General features: G+C 63.9%; 13 protein-coding genes. 9 read left to right on the top strand and 4 right to left on the bottom strand.

Going from position 1 to position 17367, the window contains the following annotated elements; translation table 11 throughout:
• Window positions 1-78 precede the first annotated feature (78 nt).
• From ACZ1JY_RS17715 to ACZ1JY_RS17690, 6 genes are read left to right on the top strand one after another with little or no spacing between them, the layout of a single operon-like run.
• Entirely contained in the window at window positions 79-1071 is a 993-nt protein-coding gene (locus ACZ1JY_RS17715; protein ID WP_465131543.1) for a 3-oxoacyl-[acyl-carrier-protein] synthase III C-terminal domain-containing protein, read from the top strand.
• 53 nt (window positions 1072-1124) lie between these two features.
• Complete coding sequence (locus ACZ1JY_RS17710; protein WP_465131562.1) at window positions 1125-2075, top strand: NAD-dependent epimerase/dehydratase family protein; 951 nt, start codon at window positions 1125-1127, stop codon at window positions 2073-2075.
• 53 nt (window positions 2076-2128) lie between these two features.
• Window positions 2129-2926, top strand: coding sequence for an MBL fold metallo-hydrolase (locus ACZ1JY_RS17705; RefSeq protein WP_465131542.1), 798 nt, complete (start codon window positions 2129-2131; stop codon window positions 2924-2926).
• The gene (locus ACZ1JY_RS17700; protein WP_465131541.1) at window positions 2910-4145 is read left to right on the top strand and encodes a hypothetical protein; all 1236 of its coding nucleotides are present in this window, start codon (window positions 2910-2912) and stop codon (window positions 4143-4145) included. The genes ACZ1JY_RS17705 and ACZ1JY_RS17700 overlap by 17 nt, the downstream gene beginning before the upstream one ends.
• Window positions 4138-5301, top strand: a complete 1164-nt coding sequence (locus ACZ1JY_RS17695) for an ATP-grasp domain-containing protein (protein WP_465131540.1) — start codon at window positions 4138-4140, stop codon at window positions 5299-5301. Before ACZ1JY_RS17700 ends, ACZ1JY_RS17695 begins: the two co-directional genes overlap by 8 nt.
• The gene (locus ACZ1JY_RS17690; RefSeq protein ID WP_465131539.1) at window positions 5301-6314 is read left to right on the top strand and encodes a Rieske 2Fe-2S domain-containing protein; all 1014 of its coding nucleotides are present in this window, start codon (window positions 5301-5303) and stop codon (window positions 6312-6314) included. The genes ACZ1JY_RS17695 and ACZ1JY_RS17690 overlap by 1 nt, the downstream gene beginning before the upstream one ends.
• 179 nt (window positions 6315-6493) lie before the next feature.
• Here the strand turns inward: ACZ1JY_RS17690 and ACZ1JY_RS17685 are convergent, their stop codons facing one another.
• The gene (locus ACZ1JY_RS17685; RefSeq protein WP_465131538.1) at window positions 6494-7279 is read right to left on the bottom strand and encodes a helix-turn-helix domain-containing protein; all 786 of its coding nucleotides are present in this window, start codon (window positions 7277-7279) and stop codon (window positions 6494-6496) included.
• A 148-nt stretch (window positions 7280-7427) separates the two neighbouring features.
• Here ACZ1JY_RS17685 and ACZ1JY_RS17680 point away from each other — a divergent pair, with 148 nt between their 5' ends.
• The 3 genes from ACZ1JY_RS17680 to ACZ1JY_RS17670 all read left to right on the top strand — a co-directional run bounded on the left by ACZ1JY_RS17680 (window position 7428) and on the right by ACZ1JY_RS17670 (window position 12731).
• Window positions 7428-9170, top strand: coding sequence for a D-aminoacylase (locus ACZ1JY_RS17680; protein WP_118075315.1), 1743 nt, complete (start codon window positions 7428-7430; stop codon window positions 9168-9170).
• A 108-nt stretch (window positions 9171-9278) separates the two neighbouring features.
• Window positions 9279-10157, top strand: a complete 879-nt coding sequence (locus ACZ1JY_RS17675; protein ID WP_118075314.1) for a Coq4 family protein — start codon at window positions 9279-9281, stop codon at window positions 10155-10157.
• A gap of 138 nt (window positions 10158-10295) precedes the next feature.
• Window positions 10296-12731 carry a TonB-dependent receptor gene (locus ACZ1JY_RS17670; RefSeq protein WP_465131537.1) on the top strand — a complete coding sequence of 812 codons (2436 nt, stop codon included), beginning with the start codon at window positions 10296-10298 and terminating at the stop codon, window positions 12729-12731.
• 77 nt (window positions 12732-12808) lie between these two features.
• Here ACZ1JY_RS17670 and ACZ1JY_RS17665 read toward each other — a convergent pair whose 3' ends face one another.
• The 3 genes from ACZ1JY_RS17665 to ACZ1JY_RS17655 are packed head-to-tail and all read right to left on the bottom strand — an operon-like array spanning window position 12809 to window position 17166.
• Window positions 12809-13627, bottom strand: coding sequence for a Coq4 family protein (locus ACZ1JY_RS17665; protein ID WP_465131536.1), 819 nt, complete (start codon window positions 13625-13627; stop codon window positions 12809-12811).
• Window positions 13628-13631: 4 nt separating this feature from the next.
• Window positions 13632-15434, bottom strand: a complete 1803-nt coding sequence (locus ACZ1JY_RS17660) for an acyclic terpene utilization AtuA family protein (protein ID WP_465131535.1) — start codon at window positions 15432-15434, stop codon at window positions 13632-13634.
• The gene (locus ACZ1JY_RS17655; RefSeq protein WP_465131534.1) at window positions 15427-17166 is read right to left on the bottom strand and encodes an FAD-dependent oxidoreductase; all 1740 of its coding nucleotides are present in this window, start codon (window positions 17164-17166) and stop codon (window positions 15427-15429) included. Before ACZ1JY_RS17655 ends, ACZ1JY_RS17660 begins: the two co-directional genes overlap by 8 nt.
• Window positions 17167-17367: the final 201 nt, after the last annotated feature.

Here is a 17367-nt window from a genome sequence, read left to right as displayed (position 1 = left end):
CAAACTGAACGGTGTATAATTTTAATTAGACATCGTTCAGTTTTTGAAGCATGTTCCCGGCATAGGGGATGCATGACGATGATCAGCCGATTCGCCATAGCTGGATGGGGCAGCTACCGCCCGCGGGAGGTGGTTGCGTCGTTGGATCTCGATCTCCGGCATGGCCAACATCCGGGCTGGACGGAACGCGAATTCGGCATTGCCGCACGCCATGTCGCCGCGGCCGACGAAACGACCTCGATGATGGCCGCATCGGCCGCGCGCATGGCGCTTGATCGCGCTGGTTGGGATGGTCCGCCCGATGTGATCATCGGCGGATGCGGCGTGATGGAGCAGCCCATTCCGTCGACTTCGGCGATGGTGCAGGATCGGCTCGGCCTCGGCCGATCGGGCGTACCGTGCTTTGACGTGAACCAGACCTGCCTGTCTTTCGTGACCGCACTTGATGTTGCAGGGATGGGCATCGCCACCGGGCGCTGGCGCCGGGCGCTGGTCTTCGCCAGTGACATTGCATCTGCAGGGCTCGACCCCGCAGATGCCAAGACGCGTTCGATCTTCGGCGATGGCGCCGCAGCCCTGGCCATCGAGGCTTGTGACGAACCCGACCGCGGCATCTGCTCTGTTGCCAGCGTGACACAGGGCGCGCATCATCCCCTCGCGCAGTTGCGCGCCGGCGGCACCCGGCTGCGGGTGAGTGAGGGGTATGATGCGCTGACCGCCGGATCGCACTTCGAGATGGATGCTTTCGGCATTTTCAAGGCCGCAGCAAAGGCCCTGCCGGGGGTCATCAACCGCGCACTGGCTGACGCTGGTCTCGCCCAGGAAGACATTGCCTGCGTCGTCTGCCATCAGGCGAGCGCACCCGGGGTGGCCCATGTCAAACGCCTGTTTGCCCCGCGCTGCGACCGCGTGATCGATCTTTTCGCGACGACCGGCAATCAGATTGCTGCATCAATCCCGACCGTGCTGGCCCATGCGCTCGAGACTGGCGCGGCGCGGCAGAGTGACGCCGTGCTGCTGCTCGGCACCGCAGCCGGGATCAGCGCCACGGCCATGGTTCTCCGGCTTTGAGCAGGCGTCGCATCCTCGTCACCGGAGCAACTGGCGGACTCGGCCTCGCCATTGTGAGGGAAGCATTGGCGAGAGGTCACCAAATCATGGCGACGGGCCGATCGCATCAGGCGGGCGCCAGGCTTCGTGCGATGGGGGCTGAATTCGTCGCTATGGACCTCGTCACACAGCACGCTTGTCTTCCAGTGCTGATCGACGGTTGCGACAGCGTCATCCACGCTGCCGCCCTTTCAGCAAGTTGGGGCAACCGGCGGGACTTCGTCGCCGCCAACATCACCGCGACGCGCAGATTGCTCGAGGTCGCCGGCGCCGCGGGCGTGCAACGCTTTGTCTTCGTTTCCTCGCCCTCTATCTTCGCGGCATTTCGCAACCGCCTCTCCATCGGCGAGGCCAATGCACCCACGCACCCGCTCAATGCCTATGCCCTGACCAAGCTTGCGGCCGAACGTCTGGTCCTGGCCGCACGCGACGACGCGATAGCCTGCTGTGCCATCCGTCCGCGCGCCCTCGTCGGCGAAGGGGATCGGGTGGTTCTGCCACGCCTTGTCGAACTTGCGCAAAGGGCGCGCATGCCCCTGCCCGGTGGCGGCAGGGCGCTTGTTGAAATGACCGATCTCAGGGACGCGGCCTGGGCAATATGCGAGGCAGAACATCGCGCCTCGGCACTGCGTGGCCGGGCGATCAATATCTCGGGCGGCCAAGCCCTTTCCGTGCGCGACATAGCGATGGGACTTGCGACGAGCCTCGGCACGTCTCCGAAACTGGTCACGGTGCCGATCGGTCTTGCCCGGCTTATGGCGATTGCTCTGGAGGCCTTTGCCCGGCTTGCAGGCGCCACCAAGGAGCCTGTGCTGACCCGCTACACCCTGGCCACCCTAGGCTGGTCGCAGACATTCGATCAGGAACCTGCGCAGCGCCTGCTTGGCTACCGCCCCCGGCACAATGCCTTCGAAAGCCTGCTGGCGGAGGCGCGCAAGCTCGCTGTCAATCGAGGTGAGCCATGATCCGCGTCGGCTTCAGGTGGCTTGAGCGCGGATCGTGTCGCCACCCCGAGGGCATGACCATCGCCGGCGGCAGCCTCTGCGCTGTCGAATTTCCGGCAATGGTGGGCGTGATCGAGCATCCGGCGCTTGGGCTATTCCTGTTCGATACCGGTTATGACCCTGCCTTCATCGCAGCGACGCGGCCCTTCCCGGAGCGCTTCTACCGTTGGACAACGCCGGTTTCGATCGGCGAGGCTGAGCGTTGGCAGGTCTGGCTGCAGCACCACCGCATCGACGGGGCAGCGATTGCCGGGACCATTGTCTCGCATTTCCACGGCGATCATGTCGCGGGCTTGCACCATCTCGCGCACTTGCCGGTCTACTGCGCCCGGGCCGGCCTCGATGCCCTTCGCGGGAAAGGACGGATTGCGCGCGTCCGAAACGGCCTGTTGGCCGAGCTGGTGCCGGAAAATGTCGATGCAATGGCCCGCTACTTTGAAGATGCCCGTCCGGTTACCCTGCCAAGTGCCTTCGCACCCTTTGCGCAGGGGCACGACATTCTCGGCGATGGCAGCCTTCTGGCGGTTGAACTGCCCGGGCATTGCGCCGGACACTGGGGCTTGGCTTTCGAGACACGGCGGGGGCAGCCGGTATTGCTCGCTGCCGATGCGGTCTGGTCCGGACGGTCCATCGCAGAACGACGAGCGCCGCCGCGCCTGACCACCACACTGCTCGGCAATACGCGCCGCTATCGCGAAACGCTGGACCTGCTGTGCAGCGCGGCGCATCGCAATCCTGAACTGGCCATCCTGCCATCGCATTGCGCCAGCACCGCCCGCGCCTTTCGCGGTGATGATGATGATGCAGCTTGAACGCATTGCCGCCTCATGGCTGCGCACGCGCCGCGCGATGTCGCGTAACGCGCAAGACCTTGCAAAACACAGGCGGCGGCTGTGGGCGGACCTTCAGCCAGCACTGGCGAGAACTCCGGCGCTTGCGCCCTTCGCGGGTGCGCCGCTCGAAGCTTTTCCAGTAACGCCGGTACATTCAATGCGTCAGGATTACGGCGCGTGGAACAGCCTCTCGCTCAGCGACGAGGCCCTTCGCCGCCTGGCCGATGCTGCAGAAATGGAACCGCAAACCACAGGCCTCAGCGCAGGTTGGTCAACCGGCAGCAGCGGCGCCACGCGGGGACTGTTCGTGGCGACGGCTGCCGAACGTGCGGACTACATCGGCCAGAGTCTTGCGCGCCTCCTGCCGTTCTCCGCCCTGCTGCGCTCGCAGCGCCTCGCCCTGCACTTGCGGGCCAGCAATGCGCTGTACAGCGATGCGGCCCGCAGAAGACTGCGCTTCGCACACTTCCCGATAGAGCTTGCGGTCTGCGATAGCGCCAGGGCCCTGCAAGACTACGCCCCGACAATCCTGATCGCTCCGCCATCGCGGTTGATCGGGCTGGCCTGCCTAGGCGCCACACTTCCAACCTTGCGCCATCTGTTTTTCGGCAGCGAGCCGATGAGCAGTGGCGAGCGCGATCTGGTTACTGCGTTTTTCGGTATCAGGCCAAGGTCGATCTTGCAGGCGACAGAGGGCTTTCTGGGAGCCGAGTGTGCCGCAGGCCGTCTGCACCTTAACGATCACTCGCTTGAGATTGAAGCGGAACCCGTCGCGGGAACGCGCGGCTTCCGTCCGGTCGTCACCGATCTCAGGCGCCACAGCCAGCCCATCGTCCGTATCATTGGCGACGATTATGTCGAGTGGGGCGAGCAGAACTGCCCATGCGGATTTGCCGGGCGCGTGATCAGGCCGGTCGAGGGACGGGTTCAGGACATATGGCGCTTCGATGCCTACTGCATCACCCCGCCTCAGGTCATCGCCGCGGTCGAGAGCGTATTGACGCCGCAGCACCAGTGGCAGGCTTCGGCAGACCGACACGGGATATCCCTGGCAGTCGGATCGCTCTGTCCGTCAGACCGCGCTGCGCAGGCTGCCACCGGGCTTGAGCGCCTCGTCGGCCGGAAACCGGTAGTGCGCCACGACTTGCCCGACTGGCACGGACCAAAGCGCCGCAAGGTGGTGTGGCGCGATGGCTAGGGCAGTACTTATAACCGGGGCAAGGGCCGCCGCCGCACTGGATCTCGCCCGCGCGTTCGTGGCCGAAGGGTGGGACGTTCATCTGGCCGATTGCGTAACTTCGCGCATGGCCCGCTGGTCACGCCTGCCGGTGCTACACCATCGCTACCCTTCGCCCCGCTCCAGTGCAGCGGAATTTCGCGCAAGAATCGCTGAACTAGTCGAACGTCACAGCATCGCGCTCGTCGTGCCCACGTGCGAAGAGGTGTTTCACCTCGCCGCGCCGGCGATGCGCGATGCGCTTTCGGGCAGGCTCCTTGCCCCTGATCTGGTGACCTTACGCCAATTGCATGACAAGCTGGCCTTTGCCACCTCCTGCCGTGCCTGGGGCGTGGATGCACCCGAAAGCCACGCGATCGAAAGTGCCGAAGACTTGGCGCCATTCCTGCACAGCAGCCGTGACTGGGTTTTCAAACCGCGCTTTGGCCGCTTCGGCGACCGCACGATGGTGGGTCCGAGTGCGGCTAAACTTGCGTCATCTACGCAGATCGCTGCGGGCGGCTGGATGGCGCAGCGGCGCATCGCGGGCGAGGAAGCGTGCTTTCATGCTGTCGCGCATCATGGGGTGCTGACCGGCTTTGCCCCATACCGCTCGCGCTGGCGGCTAGGCGGTGGCGCATCCTATGCCTTCGAGCCGCTGGACAGCAGCCGTTCGGAACTTCTGCACGAAATCGCCGCTGCAATGGCCAGTAAAGCCCTGGTCCATGGGCAGTTCGCCTGCGACGTCATGTTCGACATCGCCGGAAAGCCGTGGCTGCTCGAATGCAATCCCCGAGCCACCAGCGGAATTCATCTCCTGATCGCGCAAGGCGCAGCTTTTGCCGCCATGACCGGTGAGCCGCAGCGCCACGCCATCGACAATGTTCGGCCAACTTTCCTCGGGCCGGCGATGTGGGTGCTGGGCCTGCCCCTGGCCATCAGGACGGGACGGTGGCGCGAATGGTGCGCCACGCTTGCAAAAGGTCGCGATGCCATCTCCCGCCCTGGAGATCGTGCTCCGGCCCTCGGGGCACTGGTCGACGCGGCAGCGTTTGCGTTCAAGGGTCTGGTCATGGGCATATCGACCAATGCCGCAACCACTTGCGATATCGAATGGAATGGGGAGGATCTGGCCTGATGGCCTTTCCCGACACAGTTACCGATGCCTGGCACATGGTTGCCCTTGCGAAAGATATTCGCGGCAGCGCCGTGCGCAAGGTCATGCTGTGCAACACGCCGATCGCGCTGTTTCGAAGCGCCTCGGGGATCGCCGCACTGATCGATCGGTGCCCGCACCGCAATTACCCGTTGTCCGAAGGACGGGTCGAGAACGGAACCCTGTCCTGTCCCTACCATGGTTGGCGGTTCGCAGCCGATGGCCGCTGTGTCGAAGTGCCGGGCTGTCCTTCTGCAGCATTGCCGCAAGCGAAACTGGACGCGCAGCCCTTGCGCGTGATCGAACGGGCTGGTGCCGTTTTCGTCAGCTTGAGCGACGCTGCGCCTGACGAACCAACTTTGCCGCCCGACTTCGACAACCCCGAACTCGATCACTTCTGGTGGCAGCAGGGCACATGGCAGGGCCGCGCCTTCGATGCCATCGAGAACGTCATGGATCCGTTCCACACCGGCCACCTGCATCACGGCTTCATCCGGCGTCGGGATCGCCGCCTTCCGGTGAGGCTCGTCGTCACCAGCCATGGTGACGGCATCGAAATGGCGATCGAACAGGACGCGCCAGACCTGGGCCTGATGTCCCGCTTTCTGGAACGCGACCGGCAGCGCAGCATCTCTCGCTATTATCCACCAACCATCGTGCAAGCGCGCTGGGAAGGACACGCTGGATTGACGCTGTGCGTGACGGCGATCTTCACGCCGGCAACCGATGGCAGCTTCACGCCTTTCGCGCGCTTTTCCACGCGGAGAGGCTTTGCTCCGGGCTGGCTGAAACAGGCTGCGATCCGACTGTTCCTTGCGCCCGTGGTCGCACAGGACCGCAAAGCGCTGGCACGTCAGCATGCGACCATGGCGCTGTTCGGCAATCCCCGCTTTGTCGAAGGGCCTGGCGATATTCTCGGCAACAGGTTGCAACGCCTGTGGTCAGGTCAGCACGTACCGCCCGGTGCGGACGAAGGTGTGACGGCAGAACTCTGAGTTCTAATGGGATTTCGACTGTGCCGCGATTGCGGAAATCACGGTCGGCGCGCGCCAGATATCCCATTTGGAGTGTTTCCCCGGGGAAACATTCCAACATGGCGTCTCCGGCCATCGCTGAACTGGCCCACAGCGGTTCAGAAGTAGACATAGGCGCTGAGCGGTCTCTCAAACCTTCCCTATGCGCCGCCCGATCCAAGCGCATCCGTCCATGCGGTGATGCCGTCCACGCGCAACGGCTCCATGTCTAGCGGCCGCATGACACTTAGCATGCCGTACCAGCCGCTGCCTGCCTCACCGGCATGGCCCTCACGGTCGCGTTCGGCGAGGATCTGAACTTCCACGTGATGCCGCTCGATAAGTTCGGCCAGTTGCGCGGCACCGGCAGGTGATAGCTTGACGGTCTCGGCGCTGTAGACGGTTTCAGGCTGCGAATAATCAAGTTCAAAGAACGTGCGCTTCATGTGAACCTCGAACAAGGCGCGCAAAGGTTGCTTGCGGAAGACCAGGGCGCGGTCGACAAGCGGGCGCACCCGTCCGCTGCGCAAGCGGTCGATCAGGGCAAGACGTTCAAGCCGGTCGAGAGCGGCATCCATCGCTGCAGCAGGGACATTGAAGTCCGCAGCCACTTCCTCTGCCGACACGCCGCCCAGCAAGGCCATGAACAGGAACGAGAGGAAGATGTTGGTCGACAGCGCCTTCTCCTGCGCCAGCGTCAGCTCGTGCGCGAGATCGCCGGGGCACTCCTCTGCCTCCCTTGCGAGGTCGCCCAGCACCAGCCCGCACAGCTGCGCCATGCGCTCCAGCCGGTCAATAGTGAGTCCCTTGCCCGCCAGCCAACGCTTCACGGTGGCCTCGCCGACACCCAGCTCCCGCGAAAGTCGTAAAACAGTCCATCCATCTTTGCGCAAATGACGGCGCAGCGCGGAAATCATCGCCAATGCGGTAGGCTCGTATCGCGTCATGATCCGAATTAGATAACAGGATGATCCGTTTGGCAAGAGCCCGTCTTCGCACATTCGCCCCCATGCATATGCTGCTCCCAACGAACAAGATTCTGCGGACGATGCTGCGCAACATGCAGCGATCCAACGGACCCAACGGGAGAATGAAATGACCGACATCCTCATCAAGAATGGTACCGTCGTGGACGGAACCGGCGCCCCGGCTTTCAAGGCGGATGTCCGCGTGAAGGACGGCGTGATTGCCGAGGTGGGCGAAGGCCTCGCCCCGGCTGGAGAGCGCGTGTTCGACGCCACCAACTGCCACGTTACCCCCGGCTTCATCGAGAGCCACACCCACTATGACGGCACGATGTGGTGGCAGCCCGATCTCGATCCGCTGCCGGGCTATGGCGCGACGACGATGATCCTGGGCAACTGTGGCTTTTCCGCCGCGCCGCTGCACAAGTACATGCCCGCCCAGCGCGAAATGATCGGCATCTTCTCGTTCTTCGAAGACATCCCCGAAGGCCCGTTCATGCAGAACCTGCCGTGGGACTGGAACAAGTGGAGCGAGTACCGCGCGTCGGTCGAACGCAACGTCAAATCGCCGCTCAATTACGCCGCTTATGTCGGCCACATCGCCATCCGTTTGGCGGCGATGGGCGTCGAGGCCTGGGAGCGCGAGGCAACCCCGGAAGAGATCGCCAAGATGGCCGAACTGCTCGACGATGCTCTGGCTGCAGGCGCGCTCGGCATGTCGGACAACATGCATGACCACGACGGCCAGAACCGCCCTGTCCCCACGCTGATGGCCAACGACGCCGAGTTCGAAGCCCTGTTCGACGTGATGGAGCGCTACCCCGGCTGCTGCTACCAGGTCATCGTCGACACCTTTATGCGCATGACCGGTCCGGCCAACCTCGAACGGCTCGCCAAGTTGCTCGGTGGTCGCAACATCAAGTGCCAGATCGCCGGGGCCATCCCCACGCTGGAATTCCAGAAGGGCATCCTGCCCGCGATGCAGGAGTCGGTGCGCAAGATGCGTGAAGCCGGGGTCGATGTGTGGCCGGGCTATGCCCACGTCTCGCCGACTTCGACGCTCAGCCTTGTAAAGTCGCTAATCTTCGCGCAGTCGAACGATTACGTCTGGCACGAAGTCGTGCTCGAGGACGACCACCACAAGAAGGCGCAGCTCCTTGCCGATCCGGCATGGCGCGCCCGTGCCCGTGAAAGCTGGGACACGCAGGCGTGGGATCACTCGCCGCTGAAGAACCCGCAGGAACTGTTCCTGCTTGACAGCGAGAACGGCACCGGTCCGCTCAACATCACGCTCAAGGAGTATGCCGACAGCCTCGGCCTCCACCGCTCCGATGCGATGGCTGACTGGATCCTCAAGAACGGCACCCGCTCCACCGTCCACATGGCCCCCTTCCCCAAGGACGAGGACCTGACACTGGAGCTGATGAACGACCCCAGGACCGTCGGCAACATCTCGGATGCAGGCGCACACCTGCAGATGCTGTGCGGAGGCGGCGAGAACGCGCTGCTGCTCACACAGTATGTCCGCGAGCAGAAGAAGCTGACGCTGGAGCAGGCCATCCACATCATGACCGGCAAGCTTGCAGGCCACTTCAACCTGCACGATCGCGGCGTGATCGCTGTCGGCAAGCGCGCTGACCTTGCCGTGTTCAACATGGACGAAATCCAGCGCCGCGAGATGATCAAGGCGCACGACGTGCCCGATGGCCGTGGCGGCACCACCTGGCGCTTCACCCGCGCTGCGATGCCGACCCGCCTCACCCTCGTGAACGGCGTTCCGACCTTCGAGAACGGCGCGTTCACCGGCGCGATGCCGGGCGAATTCCTCTCGCCCGCCAACGACGACGCCGCGCTGGCCGAGGCTGCGGAATGATACCCCTAGCGAGGGTTGATTCCCCAAGATGAACCCTCGCAACCGGGGGCGTCCACTCCCTCCCGGACGCCCCCTAACCTTTTGCAAATATCAGGAAAGGATGCCGACATGAGCGAAGCAAAGATCGGCGATGCCGACCGGGCCTACTTCAATGGCCGGATCCAGAAGATCGAGACGCAGAGCTCGGTCCTCGTCAGCTCTTCCAAGTACCTGAACCATTCGGGCCTGCGCGCGCTGATCGCGCAGGAGATGCTGCGGCGGAACGGGCCTGACCTGCCCAACACCGCCTACATCCCTGAAGTGGCGCAGATCCTCCACGATCTCGAGGACATGCCCCGGATCATCGAACTGTTCGAAATGGAGAAGGCACGCCTGCCGCTGTTCAAGCGCTGGCTCGACCGCAAGAGCCTGTCCAACTTTACTCTTGCCGAGACCAAGGACTGTGCCCCCGGAACGCTGGGCGCGGCGATCCATGATTTCATGGCGAATTCGGGCTACCAACTCGATCTGTTCTTCCAAGAAATTCAGGTGGTGAATGATTTCACCTACTACCTGCGCCAGACCGCGCTTTCGCACGATATCGAGCACATGATCACCGGCTTCGGCCCCAACCATGGCGGCGAGATCGCGCTGCTATCAGCCAACATGCACGCCAAATCGCTCTATTTCCATCCCGAGCTCAGCAACTTCTTCAGCCGCATCGCCTATTACCTCAAGGCCAAGACGACGATGAAGGACGCCCTGTTCTATCCCGAAGCGATGGTCGTGAATCTCGAAGCGGAGTTCATCGGCGCGCAGCAGGGGCGCAACTGGAAGTACCCGCTGATGCTGGTCGATTGGCGCGAATATGCCGACGTCCAGATCGAGGACATCCGGCGCGAACTGAACATCACGCCGGTTATCGACAGCCGCTGGGACGACACCAACCGTCTCTGCAACGAGGACGACCCCAACTACGGCGTGCCGATGATGGAAGCCGCCGAATGAGGACAGACGCCATCACCAAAGGACCACCGATCTGAAGGCTCAGGGGTGGCGAGCGCATTGCGCCTCGCCGCCCCTTGCGCATCGGCGCCACACGCCGGGCGAAATCAAAAGAATGACAACAACGGAGGGAGAGAAACGATGAATGCACGGCATATCCGCAGCAGGTACCTGCTCGGGTCGATCCTCGCGGCAGGCACACTGACGCTTGCCCCCATCGCCCAAGCCGCCGAAGGCGCAGCCGAAGAGCCACAGGCCTCAGGCGAATCCACCGGCCAATCCGCCTCGGTCCAGGAAATCATCGTCACCGCCCAGCGCCGCGAGGAAAGCCTGCAGAAGGTCCCCGTGGCGGTCACGGCAATCGGTACCGAACAGCTCGAAGCCCTGCGCGTGACCAGTGTGCGCAACCTCGCAGGCCTCGCGCCCAGCCTCCAGTTCAATGCGCAAGGGCAGCAGTCCAACCCCACGATCATCATTCGCGGCGTCGCCTCGGGCACCTCGTCCAACTCGGTGGACCCCAAGGTCGGCATGTATGTCGATGGCGTCTACATCGGTCGTGCGGTCGGCTCGCTGCTCGACTTTTCCGACATCCAGCGCGTCGAAGTGCTGCGCGGGCCGCAGGGCACACTATTCGGCCGCAATGCCACATCGGGCGCCATCAGCATCACGACCGCCGCACCCAAGGGGGAATGGGGCGTCCGCGCCACCGGTTCCTATGGCAATTACGATGCGTTCCGGGGCAAGATCTCTCTCGATCTGCCGCAGATCGGCCCGTTCTCGATCCGCCTGTCCTATCTGCATGACCAGATCGACGGCGACGTGACCAACACCATGGCGGGCAAGGGCCTCAACATCGCCCTGCGCGCACCCGAATTCGGCACGCAGCGCTTCGTGAGAAAGCTTGGGCACCGCAACGTCGATGGCGGACAGGTTGCCATCCGCGGCGAGTTCGGCGCGCTGACCGCCGACTACCGCTTCGATTATACCGACACCCGCGCCTCGGGCCGCGCGATGCAAAGCCTCGGCGTCATTCCCGATGCCTCGGGCCAGTTGCTCGGGCCGATCGTCGCGCTGCAGCCGTTCTTCGGGGGCACCACCAACGAAGGGCTGAACGGGCCGCTTTCCTCGGTCGCCGCTGCGACCAGCGAGGAGCACATCGTCACGCAGGGCCACAGTCTGACCCTGTCGCTTGAGGCCAGCGACAACTTCACCGTCAAGTCGATCAGCGCCTATCGCAAGTTCCGGCAGGACCCGGTGATCTTCGACCTTGGTTCGGCAGGTGGCATGCGCTTCACCTTCCAGCAACTGGGCGCGTTTCTCACGCCGGGACTTACCCCGCAGCAGATCCAGGCGATCCTGTTCAACCCGGCCAATGCGCCCGGCCCGAATGACTACTTCTTCCCGCTGCTTTCGGCCCGCGCCACCAATCAGGAGCAGTTCAGCCAGGAACTGCAGTTCCAGCTGTCGGGCGACAACTACCAGCTTACCGCCGGCCTGTTCTACTTCAACGAACGCTCGCCCGGTACCGAAGTGCTCGGCATCCTCTCGCCCACGCCTTCGGCGACGATCGTGCCAAGCCCGCTTGATGCCATCTTCGGCAGCGGGTTGACCCGCACGGTCGGCGTGAACGATTCCATGGCGGGCTATGCCCAGCTTACCTGGAAACTATCCGACCAGTTTGAGCTGACCGGCGGCTTGCGCGGCACGATCGACGACCGCGAGTTGCAGATCTCGGCCATTTCCGGGGCACAGGGTGGCTCGCTCGGCGTCGGCACCTACAAGCAGACCTACAAGAAGCTGACCTATACCGGCATCGCCACCTGGCGGCCCAACGAACAGACCATGATCTTCGCCAAGATCGCCACGGGGTATGTTTCGGGCGGCATTCTTTCGGGCATTCCCTATCGGCCCGAGAACATGACCAGCTATGAAGTTGGCGCCAAGACCCAGTTCCTCGACAACAAGGTCCGCCTCAACATCGCCGGATACTACAACAATTACAACGACCTGCAGACCCAGAACTTCATCAACGGGCGTCAGTTCTTCGACAACGCGGGCAAGGCCCAGATAAAGGGCTTCGAGGCCGAGCTCGATGTCGTGCCGGTAGCGGGGCTGACCCTATCGGGCAGCGTGTCCTACACCGATTTCGATTATGATACTTTCATCCTCAACGGACAGGATGTTGCCGCCTTCGCCCGGCCCACCTACTTCTCGAACTGGACCGGACGGGCAGCGGCAAGCTGGAACTCGGCGGACTTCACGGCCAATGGCGGGCACATAACTGCCCTGATCGAAGGCCGCTACCGCAGCACTTACTTCCTCACCTCCACGCCCTTGCGCAATCTTGCGGGGCAGGAAGTGCTGGAAGACAGAAACAAGCAGCCCGCGTTCTGGCTGGTGAACGGACGCCTCGGTGTGGCCGACGTGCCGCTGGGCGGGGCGCGCGTTTCGCTCTCGGTGTTCGGCGACAACATCTTCAACAAGCGCTTCATCAGCTTCGGCGCGCCGGTGCTGCTATTCACCGGCACATACGAGCGCGGCCGCACTTATGGCGTGGAGCTTGGCGTCAACTTCTGATCCGTGGACCTTTGATCAAAGTGCAACAGGGAGAGGGGCCGGGGCGAAAGCTCCGGCCCCTTGGTTGTTCCAAGCCGTCAGTTGTATTCCGGCCAGAGCAGCGATGCCTCGCGGCTATCGAGGTCTACTGCCCCTACGATGCCCAGCGCCTCGCGTGCCTCGGCGATCGGGAGGTGAAATACGTCCTCATACTTCGCCATCCAATAAGGTCCGGATTGCTCGCCCACATCCAGGCCGCAGCGCACGGCCTTGAGCGCGGTCGGGAATGCCGCCTGATAGTGCAGCCCGGTGCGCGAGACGAGCCTGAGCGCGCCGAGCAATTGGCCGGCGTTTATCAGGCCGACCAGTTCCGGATCAAGGAAGCGCGGAAGGTTGGATAGCCGGGCGAAATAAGGCACCAGCTCGCCGATGATGTCGAACCCGCCGCCGCAGACGATGTGTTCCAGATCATGCGTCTGCCCGCTGCGCAGCGAGAAGTATTCGAACTGGTTGCGGGGCACAAAGCGCGGCACGATGTCGATCTCGAAGCCGTTGTCGCGCAAGTAGCGGCCGAAGGTGTGGCCGAGTGAGCCCACCGGGTGCTCAAGCAGTTCATCGACGGTGAAGTTCGACGAGAAGCCTTCGGTAAACCATGCGTCCAGCTCGGGCCAGCGCTTGCGCTCCGCCGTGAACAGTTCCTCGATGCGCGGCACATCGAAAATGTCGGCAAGAATGCCGTAGAGCTTGTGTGCATCGAGCGTGGTGGGGGAATCCTTGCCGCTCTTGCGCAGGTACGCCGTTGCGAGCCAATCCCGCAGGCGCGGCTCGTTCAGGTAGGGCGAATTGCTGACCAGCATGGTGCTGTCGGTCGCCACCGGCTTCGCACCGCGCGCAAGGTAGGGCAGGTCATCAGCCATCGGTCTATCCTTTGTCGAGTAGCGAGCGCGGCAGCTGGACCGGCATCTCCAGCAGGTGCTGCGCCATGCTCTTTGCGGCCGCATCGAAGCGCGGCGAGAGGTTGATTCCTCCGCCCTGCGCATCGTGGGCCAGAAAGTTGATCCCATGGACGCCAGGCACCTCGAAAGCCTCCATCCGGGCATTGGCAGGATCGTCGAACAAGTGGCGATACCAGTTGGTCACTGAATCGACGGTCAGGCTCGCGCGGATCCACGGCAGGTATTCCGCACGCCGTGCGATCACGGCCACGTTGAACAGCCGCCCCTTGTCGCCACTGCGCGCCCAGGCCAGCCGGATCAGCGGAACTTCGACGAAGTCGCCCTCTGCCACAGGCACATGCCCCTCGATCTGCGGCAGCACCGCCGGATCGCCTGGCGCCACCGGATCGGCAAAGTCCAGCGCCGCGCCATCGAACGTCACCGCTTGCGTCACCCGCGCCCGGTCGATCAGGCCGAAAAACATGCCCGTCAGCGGAAAGGCCCTCGGCGCAGCGATGATCGGCGCGATGGACGTGCCCACGGCCATGTTCATGATCGCCGTGGTCTGCTCGCGCCCGAACAACATGCAAGCCGCCGGGTTGGCATGATCAACCACGATCTTGAGCAGGACCTCGCGCGGATCGAGAGCCTTGGCACGCGGCCCCCACGCGGTCTCGGTGCCGATCACCTCGACATGCGTCTGCCGCCACGGCCCCCAACCGCGCTCTTCCAGCATGGCCGAAACGCGTTCGAGCAAGGCTTCCGCCGTCCGCCGCGCCTTGGACACCGCATCGATCCCGCTGACCGGAATCAGCGCAACCGAGCGCCAGCCATCGTCGTAAGTCCCGCACAGCTTGAGCGTTGCAGGTGGAGAGTAGCCCTTTGCTCCGCGCACCAGAACCCGGTCCGGGCCGACCTGCTTCAGCGTGATCCCGGTGAAATCGCACACCACATCGGGCACAATGTAGGCGCGCGGATCGCCGACCTCGTAAAGCAGCTGCTCGGCAATCGTGCCGACCGAAACCAGACCGCCGGTGCCAGCGGGCTTGGTCATCACCACGCTGCCATCGGCATGGCATTCGCCCACCGGGAAACCGATGTTGGCCCAGCCTTCAACGTCCTGCCAGTCGGTAAACGTGCCGCCCGTCGCCTGCGCCCCGCATTCGAGCAAGTGCCCGGCCACGGTCCCCGCCGCCAGCAGGTCAAGATCGTCCGGCCCCCAGCCGAATTCGTGGATCAGCGGCCCGAGGATCAGCGCGGAATCGACCACGCGCCCGGTGATCACCACGTCCGCCCCGGCATCAAGCGCGCGGGCAATGCCGAACGCCCCGATATAGGCGTGCATGCCGATGTCGCCTTCGGGCAGGGCTGCGCCGCTGTACATGTCGCGCAAACCCTCGGCGCGCAGCTCAGGTACGAGATGCTCGACATCGTCGCCGGTCACGGTAGCAACCCGCAAGGTCAGCCCCAGCTCGCGCCCGCGCTGGCGGATCAACTCGGCCAGACCTTCCGGATTCATGCCCCCGGCATTGGCGGTGACGCGGATGCCCCGCGCCTTCAGTACCTCGAGGTAAGGCCCGATGTGGATGTCGACGAAGTCCGGCAGGAAGCCTGAGCGCGGATCGGCCTGCTTCATCCGCCGGAAGATGCCCATCGCCCCTTCGCCGAGGTAGTCAAAGGCGAGGTAGTTCAGCCCCTCGACCTTTAGCAGTCCCGGCACCGCGATCGCGCTGTCGTTCAGCGCCCCGCTTGCCCCGCCGATGCGGACAATCTTTCCCGAGTCAGTCATTGGCCCCGGTAAGGTCACGCGCGGCGACATAACCGAAGGTCATCGCCGGCCCGATGGTCACGCCCGCGCCCGGATAGCTTTCACCCATCGCCGAGGCGGCATTGTTGCCCACGGCATAGAGTCCGGCGATCGGCTGCCCGGCATCGTCGACCACTTGCGCCTTGGCATTGGTGCGCAGGCCGCCGTTTGTGCCAATATCCCCCGGATAGATCGGCATGGCGTAGAACGGCCCCTCGGTCAGCGGGCGCAGGCAGGGGTTGGGCTGGTGGCGATAGTCGCCATACATCTTGTCATAGGCCGCCTCGCCGCGATGGAATTCGGGGTCCTCGCCCTTGGCCGCGCCAGTGTTAAAGCGCGTTACCTGAAGCTCCAGAGCCGCGGGATCGATGCCCATGGCCTTGGCCAGTTCGCCGATGGTGCGCCCCTTCTTGAGGATCGACTTGACCGCGCCAGATTGCAGCCAGTCGGGCACCAGCGGCAGCAACGGGCCCATCGGGAACTGGTGGCGATACTTGTGGTCGAACACCATCCAGCTGGGGGAGGCGTCCCCGAACTCGCGCTGCCGCCGCGCCATCTGCTGCCCGACGATGTGGTACGACGCCGCCTCGTTCAGATAGCGCTGGCCCTTCTGGTTGACCATGATGCACCCCGGCAGCGCGCGCTCGATCGTGCACAGCCGCCCGCGATCCTCGCCCGGCACATGAAACACCGGCGCGGCCCAGGCCGAATGCATGTTCATCGTGCCCGCGCCCACGGCCTGCCCCGCACGGACCGCATCGCCGGTGTTGCTGGTCACCCCTCCCGAGGCCCAGGCCTTGCTGTAGAGCGGCGAGTTCGCATCGCGCATCTGCTGGTTCTTGTCGAACCCGCCCGCGGCCAGCACCACGCCCTTGCGCGCGCGGATGGCAAAGGGCTTGCCGTCCTTCTCCACCACGATGCCGACAACCTTGCCGTTCTCGGTGAGCAATTCGCGCATCGGCGTCTTCAGCCACACCGGCACGCCCGCTTCGTTGAGCGCGACGCGCAAGCCCCCGGTCAGCGCATTGCCCAGCGTCAGCCGCCGGTCCTTGCGCGAGGTGAAGCGCAGCGGCCAATCGAACCAGTACTTGGCCATGTTCTTCGCAAGGCCGGTGAGCCAGCCCGGCCCGCGATAGAGCAGCTGGTAGGTCTCGGCGAAAGTCCAGTTGAGGTAGCCGAACAGGCTCGCGGCCGGCGATGGCAGCCGCTGCGTCTTGAGGTCCTCACCCAGCAGCGTGCCGTCGAACATCTCGGGCAAGTGGGTGCGGTAGCCGGTCACCGATCCGCCGGGATTCTCGGCGTGATAATCGGGGTAGGGTTGCGAGGTGTAGGTGACGCCGGTGTTCGCAGTCACCCAGCGCAGCATCGGCGCGGCGTTCTCGACATAGGCGCGGATATTCTCGTCGGGCACGTTGTCGGCCGAAAGCGCGCGGACGTACTTGAACGCATCGTCGAGATTGTCATCGAAGCCCAAGGCCTTGGCCTGATCGCTGCCGGGAATCCAGATGCCGCCGCCCGAAGTCGCGCTGGTGCCGCCCCAGAGCTTGTCCTTCTCGACCACCAGCACTTCGGCGCGGTTCTTTGCCGCCACCAGCGCAGCCAGCATCCCGCCCGCGCCCGATCCGACGACGACCACGTCGACTTCGCTCTGCCAATCCATGCCCATCTCGATCCTGTCCCGGATTCCTTGGCGGAAGCCCTTGCTATCAGGCAACGCAGATGCCGCTAGGGCGCGTGCATTGTCAACACCATGCGTAACCTGTGGCGGAACTTTCTACGAATCCGCCAGATAATTCGCACCAAACAGGCATTACTCGGTGGCCCCCGTCATCGTGATTGCGCAACGCGCTTGTTTTTCACGTCTCGCACCTTGATTATCGTAGCCGTATGATCCATGGATTACGCAATAATCGAC

It is taken from the genome of Novosphingobium sp. BL-A-41-Hi4B-X5A (assembly GCF_055521705.1).
Note: the sequence above shows the minus strand (reverse complement) of the source record. Positions and strands in the feature narration are given on the sequence as shown.

What these genes read in the sequence shown, in the direction of transcription:
- ACZ1JY_RS17685 (WP_465131538.1), bottom strand. Translation starts at nt 7,279, where the DNA reads ATGACGCGATACGAGCCTACCGCATTGGCGATGATTTCCGCGCTGCGC.
- ACZ1JY_RS17665 (WP_465131536.1), bottom strand. Translation starts at nt 13,627, where the DNA reads ATGGCTGATGACCTGCCCTACCTTGCGCGCGGTGCGAAGCCGGTGGCG.
- ACZ1JY_RS17695 (WP_465131540.1), top strand. Translation starts at nt 4,138, where the DNA reads ATGGCTAGGGCAGTACTTATAACCGGGGCAAGGGCCGCCGCCGCACTG.
- ACZ1JY_RS17680 (WP_118075315.1), top strand. Translation starts at nt 7,428, where the DNA reads ATGACCGACATCCTCATCAAGAATGGTACCGTCGTGGACGGAACCGGC.
- ACZ1JY_RS17660 (WP_465131535.1), bottom strand. Translation starts at nt 15,434, where the DNA reads ATGACTGACTCGGGAAAGATTGTCCGCATCGGCGGGGCAAGCGGGGCG.
- ACZ1JY_RS17690 (WP_465131539.1), top strand. Translation starts at nt 5,301, where the DNA reads ATGGCCTTTCCCGACACAGTTACCGATGCCTGGCACATGGTTGCCCTT.
- ACZ1JY_RS17670 (WP_465131537.1), top strand. Translation starts at nt 10,296, where the DNA reads ATGAATGCACGGCATATCCGCAGCAGGTACCTGCTCGGGTCGATCCTC.
- ACZ1JY_RS17675 (WP_118075314.1), top strand. Translation starts at nt 9,279, where the DNA reads ATGAGCGAAGCAAAGATCGGCGATGCCGACCGGGCCTACTTCAATGGC.
- ACZ1JY_RS17705 (WP_465131542.1), top strand. Translation starts at nt 2,129, where the DNA reads ATGACCATCGCCGGCGGCAGCCTCTGCGCTGTCGAATTTCCGGCAATG.
- ACZ1JY_RS17700 (WP_465131541.1), top strand. Translation starts at nt 2,910, where the DNA reads ATGATGATGCAGCTTGAACGCATTGCCGCCTCATGGCTGCGCACGCGC.
- ACZ1JY_RS17715 (WP_465131543.1), top strand. Translation starts at nt 79, where the DNA reads ATGATCAGCCGATTCGCCATAGCTGGATGGGGCAGCTACCGCCCGCGG.